Raw genomic sequence first — 16,544 nt, 5'->3', positions numbered from 1 at the left:
AGAGTAGAATAAAATGGTAAAACAGAATACAGGAGGATGTTCCTATGAGCGAAGTTATCGTTATTACTTCCGGAAAAGGAGGCGTCGGCAAAACGACAACCTCAGCGAACGTCGGCACCGGGCTTGCCATGCTTGGCAAACGGGTGGTTCTCATCGACACCGATATCGGTCTGAGAAACCTGGATGTCGTCATGGGACTGGAAAACCGGATTATCTACAATCTGGTCGATGTGATCGAGGGAAACTGCCGGATGAAGCAGGCGCTGATTCGAGACAAAAGATATCCTGACCTGTTCTTATTACCTTCCGCCCAGACGCGGGACAAGTCGTCCGTGAGTCCGGGGCAGATGATAAAATTAGTAGAAGACTTAAGAGAAGAGTTTGATTATATACTGCTTGACTGTCCCGCCGGGATTGAGCAGGGCTTTCGCAATGCGATCGCCGGGGCGGACCGGGCGCTGATTGTCACGACACCGGAGGTATCCGCGATAAGGGATGCTGACCGGATCATCGGACTTTTAGAAGCATCCGGGGTCGGGCGTATGGACCTGATCATCAACGGATCCGGAGCGATATGGTGCGCCGGGGCGATATGATGTCGGTGGATGATGTGATGGATATTCTGTCTGTCCCTGTGATTGGCACAGTCCCGGACGATGAGGATATCGTTATATCCACGAATCAGGGCGAACCGCTGGTCGGCATGAATGGATATGCCGGGCAGGCATATTTAAACATATGCAAACGAATACTTGGAGAATCGGTACCATTTATACAGCTTGATGCGTCTCCGGGCTTCTGGTCCCGGATATCCGGCTTCCTCAAACGTGCATAGGAGGGGACGCTATGATTCTGATTGCAGAACTGTTTACGAAAAAGAATTCCGGCGAGATAGCCAGAAAGCGTTTAAAACACCTTCTGACTGCCGATCGGGCGGGCTGTTCGCCGGAACTTCTGGATCTGATTCGCGCAGATTTCCTGAGGAGCGTGTCACGTTATCTGGAGATTGATCCGGGGGATGTGACACTCCGGATTCTGAGGACATCCTCAGAACAGCCGGCGGAGGTATTCCCGGCGGTCTGTGCGTCGGTGCCGGTTCTTACTTTAAGGAGCCATTTACAGCATGATATTCGATTACCAATTTAGAAATTACAACTTTCGAGCCCTCATTTATATGATTCTGCTGAGTGTTCTCGGCATTTTGGTTGTCGGGAGCGCCAGCAATCAGGACCGTTCCTCTGTGATAAAACAGATTATCGGAGTGGTTGTATCCCTGATTATCTGTCTGGTTCTGTCTTTGATTGATTACCATCAGTATTTCCGATTTACCACGCTTATTTATGTGGTCTGTGCCGGAATGCTGGCGGCAGTTCTTTTGTTTGGACGTACCACCAAGGGCGCGACCCGCTGGCTGCGGATCGGCGGGATTCAGATCCAGCCGTCCGAGTTTGTAAAGATCGGTCTGATCCTCATCCTGGCGAATTTTCTTTCCAGAAACCGGGATAAAATCAATGAGCCAAAGACATTGGGGATGACGGCGCTTATCTGTGCCCTTCCGGTCGGCATGGTATATTTGCAGCCGAACCTTTCCACCACCATCGTCATCTGCTTCATGATTCTGTGCATGGTTTATGTAGCCGGTATCAGTTACAAATGGATTGCCGGTGCGGTGGCGGTCGGGGTACCTGGATTTGCGGCGCTTATCTATCTGTCGCTGCAGGGATTCATCCCGTTTCTCCAGAAATACCAGGCACAGCGTATCATGGGAAAGATTTTCCACAGCAGCAGTGAATTTACGGATCTGAACCGTCAGCAGGATAACTCCATGATGGCGATCGGCTCCGGGCAGCTGCGCGGCAAGGGACTTTTTAACAACACATTAAGCTCCGTCAAGAATGGAAATTTCCTCTCGGAGGAACAGACGGACTTTATCTTCGCTGTTATCGGAGAGGAGCTTGGGTTTGTCGGCGGCGTGGCGGTCATTGCCCTCTATGCGCTGCTGGTGTATGAGTGCCTCTGGATTGCGGCGCGCGCGAAGGACACAGCTGGACGTCTGATTGCATCGGGCATGGCGGCGCTTCTGGCGTTCCAGAGTTTTGCCAACATTGCGGTAGCCACGGGAATCTTCCCGAACACGGGTCTTCCGCTTCCTTTCATAAGCTCCGGACTTAGTTCGCTGCTCAGTATGTTTATCGGAATGGGAGTTGTTCTCAATGTTGGATTGCAACGAAATAACGTAACCGTTCAGTAAGTACATGCATGGACTGTGAAGCTGCATGGAAATTGAATTTTATGGTTATGAAAAATAGGAATCATTAAGGAGGCAGGTATAGATGTATATCGGGTTAATCGCACATGATGCGAAGAAAAAACTGATGCAGAACTTCTGTATCGCATATCGCGGCATCCTGAGCAAGCATGAACTCTATGCGACAGGAACGACAGGCCGCCTGATTGAGGAGGTTACAAATCTGACCCTCCATAAATATCTGCCGGGTCATCTGGGAGGTTCCCAGCAGCTCGGCGCACAGATCGAACACAATCAGATCGATCTGCTGATTTTCCTGCGCGATCCGTTGGCGCCGAAGCCGCATGAGCCAGATGTTAATGATGTTGTCCGCCTCTGTGATATTCACAATATCCCGATGGCGACAAACCTGGCGACGGCAGAGCTTCTCGTTAAGGCGCTTGACCGCGGCGATATGGAATGGCGGGAGATGTACAAATGAGAAAACAGACAATCGGACTTGCGGGCGCACTGATGCTTTGCGGTATCAGCATGCTGATCGGCTGTGGTGCCCGCGGTCTGGAACAGGCATATTCATTTCAAGAACGGGAAGCGCAGATGACGCCAGCGGCAGGTGCCGGGCTGGCGCCCTTTTTTGCCTCTTCTCTCTGCGTACCGGAATCTGCAGACGGCGATATTGCTCCAGATGATGCGGTGACGGCGCAGGTGGGCGCATTGTTTGATGTGACCGACTCCAGCGTTATATATGGTAAGAACATCTATGACCAGATGTACCCGGCGAGCATCACGAAGGTAATGACGGCGATCATCGCGATCGAGGAAGGCAATCTTTCCGATGCGGTGACGGCAAATGACGATGTCGTGATCCACGAGGCAGGCGCTTCGATGGCAGGCATCAAGCCGGGCGATACCTTTACGCTGGAGCAGCTTTTATACGGACTGATGATTCCGTCCGGCAACGATGCAGCCAATGCGATTGCGGATCATATCGCCGGAAGCACGGATGCGTTTGTGGAGAAGATGAATGCGAAAGCGAAGGAACTCGGTGCGACCCACACGCATTTTGTCAATGCAAATGGTCTGCACAGCACCGACCACTATACAACGGCATATGATCTCTATCTGATTTTCAACGAGGCGCTTAAACTGCCGCTGTTTTGTGAGATCATCAACGCGCAGTCTTATACAGCTGATTATACCGATGCAAATGGAGCCGCAAAACAGCAGGTCTGGAAGGTTGGCAACTGGTATCTGAAGGGAGATCGCGAGGCACCGGAGGGAGTGACTGTCTTAGGCGGCAAAACCGGCACCACACAGGCGGCTGGCTACTGCCTGATCATGGCGAGCGATGGGGACGATGGCAAGGAATATATATCGATTGTGCTAAAATCTGCAAATCGTCCGTCACTTTATGACAATATGACGGAAATTTTGACTAAAATTTCAAATAAGTGATTGCAATATTTATAAATTTATACTATAATTATTTATACAATAAAAGATTTTACATACAACTTAAATAAACTCAAGGAGGAGATTGTTATGGTTCAGATCATCGCAGGAGCAAAGGGAAAAGGAAAAACTAAATATTTACTCGATATGGCGAACACGGCTGTCAAAGAAGCCAAGGGATCCGTTGTCTATCTGGATAAGAGTTCCAAACATATGTATGAGTTGAATAACCAGATTCGCCTTATCAATGTACAGGAATATCCGATTGATACCAGCGATGGATTTATCGGATTTATTTGTGGTATTATCTGCCAGGATCACGATCTGGAGCAGATGTATCTTGACAGCTTCCTGAAACTTGCCTGCCTCGAGGGAGCGGATATTGAAGAGACCTACAAGACGCTGGAGACCATCAGTGAGAAATATCATGTAAAATTCGTTTTAAGCATATCCATGAATGCAGCCGATCTTCCAGAGTGCGCGAAAGAAAGTGTTGTAGTATCTTTATAAGAGATTCAAAATGAACGAAACCGCAGCTGTCAGCGCAGGGCGGAGACAGGAGACTGTCCGATTCATCTGAAAAAGGAGAATTGGATGGTCTCTTTTTTTCCTAATTTTCTAGTTTGGGCTCAAAACCATCTTTCCACATTTTCATTGAAATGCTTCTTTTGCAGGTACCACTTTTGGGAAAAAATAGATATGCTTTTACATTCTTTTCAAAATTGAAAGGATTTCCTATCATATATATGAAATTTTGCATTAAATGAAAAAATTACAAAATATACTGAAAAATAATTGTAAAATTTTGATTTATACGGTATAATGACACGTGTCGGGAGACAAAAGATTACGATGCATCTATTTGTGAGATAGATACAAAAGTATACGGAAATCATTTAAAAGACAGGAAGGAAAATACTATGAATGCAGAATTTTACCAAGGGAACCGACAGCGGCTGTATGACAGCCTTCCGGATCACACCCTGCTTCTCCTGTTTTCCGGTTCTTCCATCCGAAAAACAGCCGATGAAAATTATCCGTTTTATGCCGATCGGAGTTTTCTCTATCTGACCGGCATCGGGCAGGAACACACAGTCCTGATGGCAGAGAAGGACGGAGAAGAGGTACAGGAAACACTTTACATACTTCCGCCGGATATGCTGGCCGAGCGGTGGACCGGGAAACGGTTCACACCGGAGGAGGCCAGGGCGCGATCCGGGGCCGCGCAGATCGCATCGAGCGGCGAGTGGGAAAACCGTCTGAAACTTCTGATGCGGAGCGGACGGTTTGAGCGGATTGCGATGGATCTGTATCGGCACGATCCGGAGGATGCAGATACCGAGAGTATCCGGATGGCACGGAAACTTAGAAAGTGGTACCCGGCAGCCACACTCACGGATATTTCCCGTCAGATACGCCGCCAGCGCACCATCAAGCAGCCGTGTGAGATCGAGGCGATGCGGGAGGCAGTCAAGATTACAAGGGACGGCATTCTGGCGATGATGAAGGCATCAAAGCGGGAATGTACGAATACCAGTATAAAGCCGAATTCGACTACGCACTGGCGCAGCACGGATGCCTTGAACCGGCATTTCCGAGTATCATTTCCGCGGGAGCCAATAATTTCTGTATTCACTATTATGAGTACACAGGGCAGGCGAAGGACGGCGATATGATTCTCAACGACGTAGGCGCCCAGTACGACCACCTCTTCAATGATGTATCGCGCGGTTGGCCGTGCAACGGAAAGTTTTCCGAACGGCAGCGACTTCTTTACACATGTGCATACCGGACTTCGCAGCACATGTTCTCTATCATCCGGCCGGGAATGAAGATGGCAGACGTGGACCGGCTGGCGAGGGAATACAATTTCGAACAGCTCAAAGCGATCGGCTTATGTGACCGGTATGAGGATGTCGGCAGATATATCTGGCACGGCGGCGCCCACCATGTTGGCTGGGACACACATGATCTGGTCGATGTCGATATCGTAGAGCCGGGTATGGTTTTCTGCGTGGATATCGGCATCTACTGCGAGGAATGGGGCATCGGCTTCCGCCTCGAGGATAACTGCCTGGTAACGGAGGATAGCTGTGAGAATCTGACAGCATCCATCCCCAGAACGATAGAGGAAATAGAATCAGTGATGGGAGGAGAGTAAGCATGGAACAGTTACTTGCGTATATGCAGAAAGAGCACCTGGATGGCATGTTCATCAGCCGCCCGGTCAATGTAAAGTATGTCAGCCATTATACCGGCGAAGATTCCTGGCTTTTTATCACGGAGCAGGAAAAATTCTTTCTGACAGATCCGCGCTACACCGAGCAGGTTTCCTATGAGTGCCCGGATTACACAATTTTGAACTGGAGAGACACCTACGGTTCCATCGGAAAGGCACTTGCCTACGCGGCGGAAAAGGTTGGGGCAAAGACGATCGGCTTTGAAGCAGCCCACCTGACCGTTGAACAGTACCAGAACCTCCAGTCGGAGGTAAAAGCAGAGCTGGTACCGGCGGACGGCATCATCGAGGAGTTCCGCTCCATCAAGAGGCCGGAAGAGATTGAGTGCCTGCGTATCTCCTGTGATATTGCTTCAAGGGCATATGAAAAGATCCAGAAGGATATCCGGGTCGGCATTACCGAGAAAGAGCTGGCGGCGCGTTTAAGCCTCTATATGGTTCTGGAGGGCGCGGATACACAGCCATACGGCAATATCCTCATCTCCGGTGCGAGAACATCCCTGCTTCATGGAATTCCGTCCCAGAAGGCGATTGAATACGGCGATCTGGTCCTGATGGATTATGGATGCCAGTATCATGGTTATTTATCTGATATGACGCGTACCCTGGTAGTCGGACGCGCAACGCCGAAGCAGAAGGAAGTATACAAGATTGAGCAGCAGATGGTCGCTGCGGTGGAAGGATTCTTAAAAGATGGGGTTTCGGCATCGGATGCATATTATGAATCCACGAAGATCATCGAGGGGACCGAGTATTTTCCATATCACTACACAGGAATCGGACACGGCGTCGGCATGTTTGTCCATGAGATTCCATTTATGAGCCCTGTTTCTAAAAATATCGTGCATGCCAATAATGTCATGACCGTGGAACCGGGTATCTATATTCCAGGATGGGGCGGTATCCGCATTGAAGATCAGCTTCTCATCACGGAGACAGGCAATGAAAACCTGATCAGCGCCACAAAGGAACTGATTGAGCTTTAATAAAAAAGGACAAGGAGGAATATTATGAGAAAAAACAAACTACTTGCACTGGGATTAGCTGCACTGATGGCAGCGAGTGTAGCGGGCTGTTCCACTCCGAGCGCTTCGGTGGATGATACGAAGGCAGCTGAATCGGGAAGTGACAGTTCCCAGAGCGCAGCAGCGGGCGAAAAGATTTTCCGTTATTCCAACACGGCGGATATCGCGACGATTGACCCTGATAAGACAAACTCGGTAGCAGACGCGACCGTCTCCTATCATATCTATGATGGTCTGTACCGCAACGTACAGGGCGAGCTTCAGCCGGCAACCGCTGAGAGCTATGAAGTCAGCGATGATGGTCTCGTATATACTTTCAAACTCCGTCAGGATACAAAGTGGAGTGATGGACAGACTGTTACGGCTAAGGATTATGAGTACGGTATGAAGCGTCTCTGCGATCCGGCAGCAGCCTGCCCTGCCAGCTATCTGGGTGCTGTTTTAAAGAACGGTGCCAAGGTCAGTGAGGGTGAACTTCCGGTGGATGAACTGGGAGTCAAGGCACTGGATGACTTTACCCTGGAGATTACGCTTGAGAATCCGGCTGATTACTTTGTCAGCATGACAAGCATGAGTGCATTCATGCCGGTACGTGAAGACCTGGTTGAGAAATATGGCAATGAGTTCGGCGGAAGTGCCGATAAACAGGTTTACAATGGACCGTTCGTTGTAAGTGAATACAGTAACGGCAAGGTAGAACTGACGAAGAATCCAGATTACTATGACAATGAAAAGATCAGTCTGGACGGCGTTGAGATTCTGACCGTAGCCGATCAGACTACCGCTGTTTCGATGTTCGATGCAGGCGAGCTGGATCTGGCAGAGGTTCCAACCGAGCTGGCAGCGCAGTATGAGGGCAAGACACAGTCCTACTACAACGGCGCAGACGATTATGCGGCACTGAATCACCGGAATAAATATCTGGCAAACAAGAACCTGCGTCTGGCGATGAACTACGCAGTCAACCGTGAAGAATACATTCTTCTGACCCACAATGGCTTATATCAGGCTAACCAGAGATATGTGCTTCCGCAGGTTCGCGGCGTGGACGGTGAGTACGGCACCGAGTATCCGTTAGAGGCATTCCCACTTCAGGGTGATATGGATAAGGCAAAAGAGTATCTGGATACGGCATTATCTGAATTAGGTCTTTCCAGTGCTTCTGATATTTCCCTGAAACTGGTTGTATCCGATTCTGACACAGCGAAGAAAGAGGCAGAGGTTGTTGCAAACCAGTGGAAGAACAACCTGGGTATCAACGTAGATATCAACATGGTTCCGTACGCAACGAAAAACGCACTCCTGGTTCCGGACAGTGATGAGTACGATATCATCATGAGCGGCTGGGCACCGGATTACTCTGACCCGTACAGCTACCTGGAGCTCTGGTACAGCACCTCCGGCTACAACTACTTAAATTACCACAGTGATGAATACGATAAGTACATCGACGCTTCCAAGACAACTTCCGGTAAAGAGCGTATGGACAATCTGTTCAATGCAGAGAAGACACTCCTGGAAGACGGCGCACTGGTAGCGCTTCAGTTAAGAGAGGTTCCGTATATGGTATCTGACCGTGTACAGAATCTGGGCGCATACTTTGTTGGACTGAACTATGACTATATGTATGTGGACATCACAAACTAATCCATCATCTATCCAAAACATATTGAAAAACCTTAGAAGATGATTGAAGCACCTGCGCTTCAGGATCCGGCAAAGCGGCTGGATTTCTGAAGCGCAGTACATATCCGGTGGCTGCCTGGCGGATGAATGAGCCGTAACCGGCGGCCGGAACAACCGGATTTGGGATGTTCCCGTAGTTAAAGGAGCGTGAACCTATGAAAAAATATATACTGAAGCGGGTGGGAATATCCATTGTGACTGTGTTTGTTCTCGTATCCGTTGTATTTTTCCTGGCGAGGCTGATGCCGGGCGGACCCTTCAATGATCCGAAAATGTCAGCAACCGCAAAGGCCAATTTAAGTGCCTACTACGGATTCGATAAACCTTTACTCCAGCAGTATCTGACATATCTGAATAATCTGATTCATGGAAATTTCGGTTTTTCTACCAAATATCCGAGCCGTACCGTCAATGACCTGTTAGCAGGCGCATTTCCGTATTCGGCAGACCTTGGTATCCGCGCATTATGTTTTGCGATTTCCTTTGGTCTTGTATTTGGTATTATTTCTGCATTAAACCGTGGCAATAAAATTGATTTAATCTTTGTGATTGTAGCTGTATTTGGTACAAGTGTCCCGGACTTTATCATGGGCGCGCTGCTGCAGCATTTCTTTGCAGTCAAATGGGGGCTGTTCCCGATCGCGCAGTACAAGGCTTCGCCTACACGATCCTGCCGTCGATCGGACTGGGATTCTACACGATGGCATCCGTCTCGCGTATCATGCGTGCGAGTATGCTGGAGGTAGTCCAGCAGGATTACATCAAGACGGCGCGCTCGAAGGGCATTTCCAAGTTCCGTGTGACCTGGAAGCATCAGATCCGGAACGCGATCATGCCGGTTGTTACGATCCTCGGTCCGACGGTAGCAGCCGTTCTGACCGGTACATTTGTTATCGAGTCCCTGTTTGCTATCCCCGGCATGGGTAAATATTATGTTGAGAGTGTGCAGAACAACGATTACTCCCTGATCCTTGGCATGACGGCGTTTTACGGCACATTCCTGGTATTCTGCAACATGGTAGTTGATATTCTGTATGGCGTGATCGATCCGAGAGTGCGGATCGGCGGAAAGTAGGTGGCAGTATGGGTGAGATGAAAATGAAAGATGGAAATGTGCTGCCTTCTGAGAATTCCGGCGCAGCAGCAGGCACATCCGAAAACCTGACAGATGGACGCACGATTACCCGCGACAAGTTTGAGATGGTAGGTAAAAATATTGAAAAAATGGAATCGATCTCCCGACCAAGCCTGACCTTCTGGCAGGAGGCGTGGAGACGAATCCGGACAAATAAGGCGGCATATTTCAGTCTGATTCTGTTGATTGCATATGGATTGTTAGCGATCTTTGCACCGATGTTCAGCCACTACGGATTTGACCAGCAGGATGCCTACTCGATGAGCAAGGGGATTTCAGCAGCTCATTGGCTGGGAACCGACTCTCTGGGGCGTGACCTCTGGGTACGTGTCTGGATGGGCGCGCGTGTTTCTTTGACGATCGGTCTTCTGGCAGCCCTTTTAAATACTGTAATTGGTACAGTGCTGGGCGGTTTCTGCGGCTATTATGGCGGCAAGTTTGATATGATCGTCATGCGTATTATCGATGTTATTTATGGTATTCCATCTCTGATCGTCTGTATTTTGGTTATGGTAGTATTAGGTTCCGGCGTTAAAAGCTTAATCATTGCAATGGTTATTGTTGGATGGACGGGAACCTGCCGTTTTACCAGAGGCGAAGTATACCGCTTGAAAGAGCAGGATTTTGTACTGGCAGCCCGCGTCATGGGCGAGTCGGCGTTCACAATCATCGTGCGTGAGATCATCCCGAATATCATGGGTCTTCTGATCACAAACCTGACAATGGCAATCCCGAGCGCCATCTTCCAGGAGGCGTTCTTGAGTTATATCGGTCTCGGCATTTCCCCGCCGCAGGCAAGCTGGGGCGTTCTGGCAAAAGAGGGAACCCGTATGATGACGGCAGCGCCGCATATGCTGTACGTGCCGGCATTCTTTATCTGTACAACTGTACTGGCGCTCAACCAGCTTGGAAACGGTCTGCGGGATGCATTTGATCCGAGACTGAGAGGAACGGAATAGGAGGTAGGAGACAATGGCTAAAAATATATTGGAAATCAAGAATCTGACCTTCTCGTTCCATACATACGGCGGCGTGGTAAAATCCGTCCGGGATGTCAGTTTTAATGTACGCGAAGGCGAGATTCTTGGAATTGTAGGCGAGAGCGGATGCGGCAAGAGCGTTACCTCCCAGTGCATTTTAAAGCTCAACCCGGAGCCGCCGGGATTTTTTGAGGGCGGTTCGATCAAGTATAAGGGCGAGGAGATCATCACCAAGACAGACCGCGAGATGCGGAAAATCCGCGGTGTGGAGATTGGATTTATCTTTCAGGATCCGATGACCTCGTTAAACCCGACCATGACGGTTGGAAAACAGATCGAGGAGGTTTTTGTCGGACGGAAGGGGATGACCCGGGCAGAAGTCAGGGAACGGGCGCTGGAGATCCTGCGTCTGGTCGGCATTAATGAGCCGGAGCGTCGTTATAAACAGTATCCGCATGAGTTGTCCGGCGGTATGAAGCAGCGTGTCATGATCGCGATCGCGCTGGTCGGCAAGCCGAGCATCATCATCGCGGATGAGCCGACGACCTCGCTGGACGTAACGATCGAGGCACAGATCCTGGATCTTCTGAAGGAACTGCGCGATAAGATAAACACCTCGATTATCCTGATTACCCACGATCTCGGAGTTATCGCCAAGATGTGTGACCGCGTGCTTGTTATGTATGGCGGCAAGGTGGCTGAAAAAGGAACGGTTGATGAGATCTTCTATGAGACGGCACATCCGTACACGGCAGGTCTTATCAAATCAATCGCTACGCTGGATACCTCCAAGAATCAGAAGCTGGTGCCCATCGACGGAACACCGCCGGATCTGTTCGCACCGCCGAAAGGATGCCCGTTTGCAGCGCGCTGTGAGTTTGCGATGAAGGTCTGTTATGAAGAACAGCCGGAATTTCACAGGCTTTCAGACGAACATACCTGTGCGTGCTGGCTGCAGCATGAATATGCGCCGAAGGTGGATATCATGAAAGGGCTGACTGAGGCGCAGAAACAGGAAGAAGAGGAAAATGTTGCGGCTCTGCCGGAAGAGAAACGGAGGGGACACCATGGCAAAACAAATTGATAGGAGCACACCCCTGTTCCAGGTCACGGATCTCTGCCAGTATTTCAACGTCGGCAGGGGAAAAGTGCTGAAAGCAGTTGATCACGTGCATTTTACGATTTATAAAGGGGAAACGTTGGGACTGGTAGGTGAGAGCGGATGTGGCAAGTCCACGACGGGACGGTGCCTGGTAAAGCTCTATGAGCCGGCAGCAGGCACGATCACCTATAAAGGAAAAGATATTTTTAAATACACCCGTGAAGAGGAAAAAGCATTCCGCAAGAATGTGCAGATGATCTTCCAGAATCCGCATTCTTCCCTGAACCCGCGTATGACGGTCAAGGATATCATCGGTTCCGGCATGAAACTGCATGGACTGGCGACGGACAAGGATGTGGATCAGAAGGTAGAGGCGATCCTGAAGCGCGTCGGTCTGAACCGCGACCATATGTCCCGTTTCCCGCATGAGTTCTCCGGCGGTCAGAAGCAGAGAATTGGTATTGCCAGGGCATTAGCGGTCGAACCGGAGTTTGTGATCTGCGACGAGCCGATCTCCGCACTGGATGTTTCAATCCAGGCGCAGGTATTAAATATGTTAAAGGAACTGCAGGAAGAAATGGGACTGACCTATCTCTTCATTGCGCATGACTTGAGCGTCGTCAAGTACATTTCCGACCGTGTCATCGTTATGTATCTGGGAACGATGGTTGAATTTGCCGATTCCGAAGAGCTGTATGCACATCCGCTGCATCCGTACACGCAGGTGCTTCTGTCCTCGATTCCGGTTGCGGATCCGAGACTGGTGCGTGAGAAGAAGCGTATCATGGTTAAGGGCGAGATTCCAAGCCCGATCAACCCGAAGGACTGCTGCCGTTTTGCCGAGAGATGTCCGTATGCGACGGAGGAGTGCAGGGCGAAGCTGCCGGAACTCCGGGAAGTGACGCCGGGGCATTTTGTGGCTTGTCATATGGTAAAGTAAATTAAATAGATTCGTGAAGGCGTCGAAGCTGACGGGGACAGGACAGCCTGGCTTCTCAGACTTATCATTGTTCGCTTGCTTTCGCTACAGATGCTCGCCTGATGCGGACTTACATCCGCCTCATTCGGACATCTGTACTCAAAATGCGTACAATTTGATAAGCTGAAAGCCAGACCGCCCTGTCCTCGTCAGCTTCTTAGTTTTTTGGCTAATTGAGGGAGTAATTGTAGACATTGATCGCCGACTGGTGTAAAATATTAGTTAGAATTTTTTTGAAATTATGGCTGAATTTGGAAAATTTTAACGATATATAACAGAAAGGTGGATTTTCTATGCAGTACGATTTTGACACACCGATCGATCGGACCCATACTTGGTCGATCAAGCATGATTTTAAGAAAGAAAATGGGAAAGCGGATGATATTCTGCCGCTCTGGGTGGCGGATATGGATTTCCGATCGCCGGACAGCGTGGTTGAAGCGCTGAAAAAGGCAGTGGATCACGGGATTTTCGGTTACAGCCGGGCAGATGAGTCGTATTTTGATGCGGTGGCAGCGTGGTATCAGAAACGCCATCATCTGACTCTGCAGCCGGAGTGGATGACCTGCACGCCAGGTATCGTGTTTGCACTCTCGATCGCAGTGCGGGCTTTTACCCAGGAGGGCGATGCGGTGTTGATCCAGCCGCCGGTCTACCATCCATTCAGCCGGGCGATCCTCCGCAATAAGCGGACGCTGGTGGAGAATCCGCTGGTTTTAAAAGATGGACATTATGAGATGGATCTGGAAGATCTGGAGCAGAAGGTGCTGGATGAGCATGTCAAACTGATGATTTTATGCAATCCGCACAATCCGGTTGGCCGTGTCTGGACGAGGGAAGAGCTGACCGCACTGGCGGACATCTGCCTGCGCCACCATGTATACGTGATCAGCGACGAGATCCATGGCGATTTTGTATGGCAGGGGCATGAGCAGACTCCGTATGCGTCGATTTCAGAGGAAGCATGCCTTCATTCGATGATGTGTACAGCGCCGAGCAAGACCTTCAATCTGGCTGGCATGGCGACATCAAACCTCTTTATCCCGGATCCGGAGATGCGGCGTAAATTCCGGTCGGAGCTGCTGGATGTTGGCCAAGAAAATATGAACCGTCTGGGATTGTTCGCCTGCCGTGCAGCGTATGAAGGAGGCGGGGAATGGCTGGATCAGCTTATCGGCTATCTGGCTGGCAATCTGGCACTGGTGCGCGATTTCTGTAAAAACCGTGTGCCACAGATTCAGCTGGTAGAACCGGAGGGAACGTATCTGGCGTGGCTGGATTGCCGTGAACTGGGGATGACGGATGATGAATTGATGGCATTCTTCTCGAATGAAGCGAAGGTATGGCTGGATCCGGGCACGCATTCGGGTGAACAGGGATCTGGATTTATGCGCTTTAATCTGGGCAGTTCGCGCAGTGTGATTGCACAGGCGCTCGATCAGATCGAGGCGGCATGGAAAAAACGGAACGCATAATGAATAATAGCAGAACCGTAAAAATAAAACGTTCGGAGGGATTGCATGGAATTTGAAGAAGTGGAGAATATTGGACAGCGGATCAAGGAGATTCGCAAGAGTAAATCTATCACGATCCAGAAGCTGTCCCAGTTTACCGATCTGTCAGTGGGATATCTGAGCAATCTGGAGCGGAACCAGGCAAGCCCGACGCTGAACAATCTGCAGCGCATCTGCGTGGCGCTTGGTATTTCGATCCGGGATCTGCTCAGTCCTTCCGGCGAGGAGAGAACCCTGATTCGCCAGGAGGAGCAGCAGTTATATGAATATGATGAGTACAAGCTTCAAATCCGCCGTCTGGATTTTGGAAAGAAACGCGGTATTTATGAGTTTTCAACCTATGATCCAGAGACAAAAGATACACCGCCGTCCTGGGGGCTGCATCCATACGCGGAGGTCGGAGTCATTCTGGAAGGCAAGATGGAGGTCAATCTGGATGGAACGGTTTATCTCTTAGGACCGGGCGATTCGATCTATATCAAGCCGAATCTCTATCACACGATGCGGAATGCAGGCGATACTCCCTGCCGCTCCTTCTGGCATCTGCAGATTATGGATGATTCTGTATAATTGACGGGATGAATTGATCTTGAAATTTGGACAATTCACTCGTATAATAAAGGCTGTACGTTGGGCTATACAGAATATTGCAAAAGTCCATGGCCGTAGACAAATTTGCGTGGATTTTTGTCTGGTAACTGTGAAACTGCAGAAACAGCTGCCAGAGAAGTACATCGGGAAAAGGGAGGATAGAGCTGCATGGCCAAAAACAAGAAAATTGTACGCTACAGAAAGCCATTGAATATCAATGTAGGCATGATCATTTTTGCCATGATTTTCGTCTATCTTTCTTTCAGTGTCTATACATATCTCAGGCGGGATCACGTCCAGTTTTATGAGGTCGTCGAGGGAAGTATTGTAAATAATAAAGAATACAACGGAATCCTGTTTCGGGATGAGACAGTGGAAAATGCACCGCAGACCGGGTACGTCAACTATTATGTGCGCGAGGGAAAGCGGGCAGGCGCTGGGGCGCGCGTCTATTCGCTAGATGAGACCGGCGAGCTGGGGAAATTTTTGGAAGAAAATCAGTCCTCTGGGGTGTCCCTGTCAGCAGAAAATCTGGCTGATTTGAAGAAACAACTCAGTTCGTTCTGTTTATCCTACAACGATCAGCACTTTGAAAGCGTTTACGACGCCAAATATTCTTTGCAGGCTTCGGTTGCAGAGTATATGAATTTCAATGCGCTGGGCGATATGGATGCACAGCTTCAGGCACAGGGTATCAATTACAAACAGATATCGGCGCCCCAGCCGGGTATTATTTCCTATATGACGGATTCTTTTGAGGGGGTCGCGCCGGAGGAGGTGACGGCGGATTCGTTTGACCGGAGTCAATATACGCGGCAGGTGGGACGAGCTGGGGAACTGATCGAGGCGGGCACGCCGGTGTACAAGATCATCACATCGGAGAACTGGAGTATCGTGTTTCAGATGGATGACAAGGATAAAGAGCAGTTTGCCGATCAAGATACACTGACGATCGAGCCGTTGGGAAGTGATATGAAATTCCGGGGAAATTATTCAATGTTTACCGGTTCCGATGGCAATCTGTATGGACGCCTGGATCTGGACCGTTACATGATCCAGTTTGAATCCGAGCGTTTTATGACCTTCGAGATCTCCAGCGAGGAAACGCAGGGACTTAAAATTCCGGTATCATCGGTGATGGAGAAGGAATTTTATACCATTCCAGTTGACTATATGACAACGGGCGGCAACGCTACTAAAGATGAGGCTGGCTTCAATAAAGAAGTTTACGGCGAAGGCGGAAAGGCGTCGATTGAATTTGTCACGCCGGAGATTTACAGCTCAACCGATGAGTATTATTATGTCGAGAAGAGCGACGATGGGCTGTTAAAGAGCGGCGATTATCTGGTAAAGCCGGATTCAAACGAGCGCTTCCAGGTAGGACCGACGGCAAAGCTGACAGGTGCTTACAATATTAATAAGGGATACGCGGTGTTCAAGCAGGTGAAAGAACTTGCAAATAGCGGTGAATATTACATTGTAGAAAAAGGAACCAAATATGGATTATCGGTTTATGACCATATCGTGTTGGATGCCAGCACCGTATCGGATGGCCAGATCGTATATCAGTAATGATATTTCCAAAATATAGAG

General features: G+C 49.6%; 17 protein-coding genes and 1 pseudogene. All 18 read left to right on the top strand.

All coding sequences use genetic code 11. The features are described from left to right. Positions 1-44: 44 nt before the first annotated feature. The 18 genes and pseudogenes from minD to DWZ16_RS07925 all read left to right on the top strand — a co-directional run bounded on the left by minD (position 45) and on the right by DWZ16_RS07925 (position 16,523). Positions 45-835, top strand: a pseudogene (gene minD / locus DWZ16_RS08005) (septum site-determining protein MinD). Between the two features lie 11 nt (positions 836-846). Next, a complete protein-coding gene (locus DWZ16_RS08000) occupies positions 847-1,146 on the top strand; it encodes a cell division topological specificity factor MinE (RefSeq protein WP_022359516.1) in 300 nt (99 codons plus the stop codon). Between the two features lie 28 nt (positions 1,147-1,174). Beyond that, the gene (locus tag DWZ16_RS07995) at positions 1,175-2,251 is read left to right on the top strand and encodes an FtsW/RodA/SpoVE family cell cycle protein (protein WP_370823634.1); all 1,077 of its coding nucleotides are present in this window, start codon (positions 1,175-1,177) and stop codon (positions 2,249-2,251) included. Positions 2,252-2,333: 82 nt separating this feature from the next. Continuing rightward, positions 2,334-2,729, top strand: a complete 396-nt coding sequence (locus DWZ16_RS07990; protein ID WP_022359519.1) for a methylglyoxal synthase — start codon at positions 2,334-2,336, stop codon at positions 2,727-2,729. Then, a complete protein-coding gene (locus tag DWZ16_RS07985; protein ID WP_182427314.1) occupies positions 2,726-3,703 on the top strand; it encodes a D-alanyl-D-alanine carboxypeptidase family protein in 978 nt (325 codons plus the stop codon). The genes DWZ16_RS07990 and DWZ16_RS07985 overlap by 4 nt, the downstream gene beginning before the upstream one ends. A gap of 87 nt (positions 3,704-3,790) precedes the next feature. Beyond that, positions 3,791-4,210: a hypothetical protein gene (locus tag DWZ16_RS07980; RefSeq protein ID WP_022359521.1), complete on the top strand. Its 420-nt coding sequence runs from the start codon at positions 3,791-3,793 to the stop codon at positions 4,208-4,210. A 410-nt stretch (positions 4,211-4,620) separates the two neighbouring features. Beyond that, a complete protein-coding gene (locus DWZ16_RS07975; protein WP_118522579.1) occupies positions 4,621-5,376 on the top strand; it encodes an aminopeptidase P N-terminal domain-containing protein in 756 nt (251 codons plus the stop codon). Further along, a complete protein-coding gene (locus tag DWZ16_RS07970; protein ID WP_243021963.1) occupies positions 5,262-5,861 on the top strand; it encodes a M24 family metallopeptidase in 600 nt (199 codons plus the stop codon). The genes DWZ16_RS07975 and DWZ16_RS07970 overlap by 115 nt, the downstream gene beginning before the upstream one ends. 2 nt (positions 5,862-5,863) lie before the next feature. Further along, positions 5,864-6,925 carry a M24 family metallopeptidase gene (locus DWZ16_RS07965; protein WP_106999855.1) on the top strand — a complete coding sequence of 354 codons (1,062 nt, stop codon included), beginning with the start codon at positions 5,864-5,866 and terminating at the stop codon, positions 6,923-6,925. A gap of 24 nt (positions 6,926-6,949) precedes the next feature. Beyond that, positions 6,950-8,611, top strand: a complete 1,662-nt coding sequence (locus tag DWZ16_RS07960) for a peptide ABC transporter substrate-binding protein (protein WP_106999856.1) — start codon at positions 6,950-6,952, stop codon at positions 8,609-8,611. A gap of 194 nt (positions 8,612-8,805) precedes the next feature. Then, positions 8,806-9,396 (top strand): ABC transporter permease, encoded by a 591-nt coding sequence (locus tag DWZ16_RS16100; protein ID WP_243015180.1) that lies wholly within the window; start codon positions 8,806-8,808, stop codon positions 9,394-9,396. Next, positions 9,351-9,725: an ABC transporter permease gene (locus tag DWZ16_RS16095; protein ID WP_243015181.1), complete on the top strand. Its 375-nt coding sequence runs from the start codon at positions 9,351-9,353 to the stop codon at positions 9,723-9,725. The genes DWZ16_RS16100 and DWZ16_RS16095 overlap by 46 nt, the downstream gene beginning before the upstream one ends. Before the next feature lie 8 nt (positions 9,726-9,733). After that, the gene (locus tag DWZ16_RS07950) at positions 9,734-10,744 is read left to right on the top strand and encodes an ABC transporter permease (RefSeq protein ID WP_227589504.1); all 1,011 of its coding nucleotides are present in this window, start codon (positions 9,734-9,736) and stop codon (positions 10,742-10,744) included. Between the two features lie 13 nt (positions 10,745-10,757). Beyond that, positions 10,758-11,849 carry an ABC transporter ATP-binding protein gene (locus tag DWZ16_RS07945; RefSeq protein ID WP_118522577.1) on the top strand — a complete coding sequence of 364 codons (1,092 nt, stop codon included), beginning with the start codon at positions 10,758-10,760 and terminating at the stop codon, positions 11,847-11,849. Beyond that, positions 11,833-12,807, top strand: a complete 975-nt coding sequence (locus DWZ16_RS07940; protein WP_118472332.1) for an ABC transporter ATP-binding protein — start codon at positions 11,833-11,835, stop codon at positions 12,805-12,807. Before DWZ16_RS07945 ends, DWZ16_RS07940 begins: the two co-directional genes overlap by 17 nt. A gap of 332 nt (positions 12,808-13,139) precedes the next feature. Further along, the gene (locus tag DWZ16_RS07935) at positions 13,140-14,321 is read left to right on the top strand and encodes a MalY/PatB family protein (protein ID WP_118522576.1); all 1,182 of its coding nucleotides are present in this window, start codon (positions 13,140-13,142) and stop codon (positions 14,319-14,321) included. Positions 14,322-14,366: 45 nt separating this feature from the next. Continuing rightward, the gene (locus tag DWZ16_RS07930; RefSeq protein ID WP_117795366.1) at positions 14,367-14,930 is read left to right on the top strand and encodes a helix-turn-helix domain-containing protein; all 564 of its coding nucleotides are present in this window, start codon (positions 14,367-14,369) and stop codon (positions 14,928-14,930) included. A gap of 189 nt (positions 14,931-15,119) precedes the next feature. Continuing rightward, the gene (locus tag DWZ16_RS07925) at positions 15,120-16,523 is read left to right on the top strand and encodes an HlyD family efflux transporter periplasmic adaptor subunit (protein WP_118522575.1); all 1,404 of its coding nucleotides are present in this window, start codon (positions 15,120-15,122) and stop codon (positions 16,521-16,523) included. The last annotated feature ends 21 nt before the right edge of the window (positions 16,524-16,544 follow it).

The organism is Clostridium sp. AF29-8BH (assembly GCF_003478145.1).
In the GTDB taxonomy this organism is placed as follows: domain Bacteria; phylum Bacillota; class Clostridia; order Lachnospirales; family Lachnospiraceae; genus Otoolea; species Otoolea fessa.
Note: the sequence above shows the minus strand (reverse complement) of the source record. Positions and strands in the feature narration are given on the sequence as shown.

Coding starts and splice junctions, on each gene's coding strand:
- DWZ16_RS08000 (WP_022359516.1), top strand. CDS start 847: ATGATTCTGATTGCAGAACTGTTTACGAAAAAGAATTCCGGCGAGATA.
- DWZ16_RS07995 (WP_370823634.1), top strand. CDS start 1,175: ATGATTCTGCTGAGTGTTCTCGGCATTTTGGTTGTCGGGAGCGCCAGC.
- DWZ16_RS07990 (WP_022359519.1), top strand. CDS start 2,334: ATGTATATCGGGTTAATCGCACATGATGCGAAGAAAAAACTGATGCAG.
- DWZ16_RS07985 (WP_182427314.1), top strand. CDS start 2,726: ATGAGAAAACAGACAATCGGACTTGCGGGCGCACTGATGCTTTGCGGT.
- DWZ16_RS07980 (WP_022359521.1), top strand. CDS start 3,791: ATGGTTCAGATCATCGCAGGAGCAAAGGGAAAAGGAAAAACTAAATAT.
- DWZ16_RS07975 (WP_118522579.1), top strand. CDS start 4,621: ATGAATGCAGAATTTTACCAAGGGAACCGACAGCGGCTGTATGACAGC.
- DWZ16_RS07965 (WP_106999855.1), top strand. CDS start 5,864: ATGGAACAGTTACTTGCGTATATGCAGAAAGAGCACCTGGATGGCATG.
- DWZ16_RS07960 (WP_106999856.1), top strand. CDS start 6,950: ATGAGAAAAAACAAACTACTTGCACTGGGATTAGCTGCACTGATGGCA.
- DWZ16_RS16100 (WP_243015180.1), top strand. CDS start 8,806: ATGAAAAAATATATACTGAAGCGGGTGGGAATATCCATTGTGACTGTG.
- DWZ16_RS16095 (WP_243015181.1), top strand. CDS start 9,351: ATGGCATCCGTCTCGCGTATCATGCGTGCGAGTATGCTGGAGGTAGTC.
- DWZ16_RS07950 (WP_227589504.1), top strand. CDS start 9,734: ATGGGTGAGATGAAAATGAAAGATGGAAATGTGCTGCCTTCTGAGAAT.
- DWZ16_RS07945 (WP_118522577.1), top strand. CDS start 10,758: ATGGCTAAAAATATATTGGAAATCAAGAATCTGACCTTCTCGTTCCAT.
- DWZ16_RS07940 (WP_118472332.1), top strand. CDS start 11,833: ATGGCAAAACAAATTGATAGGAGCACACCCCTGTTCCAGGTCACGGAT.
- DWZ16_RS07935 (WP_118522576.1), top strand. CDS start 13,140: ATGCAGTACGATTTTGACACACCGATCGATCGGACCCATACTTGGTCG.
- DWZ16_RS07930 (WP_117795366.1), top strand. CDS start 14,367: ATGGAATTTGAAGAAGTGGAGAATATTGGACAGCGGATCAAGGAGATT.
- DWZ16_RS07925 (WP_118522575.1), top strand. CDS start 15,120: ATGGCCAAAAACAAGAAAATTGTACGCTACAGAAAGCCATTGAATATC.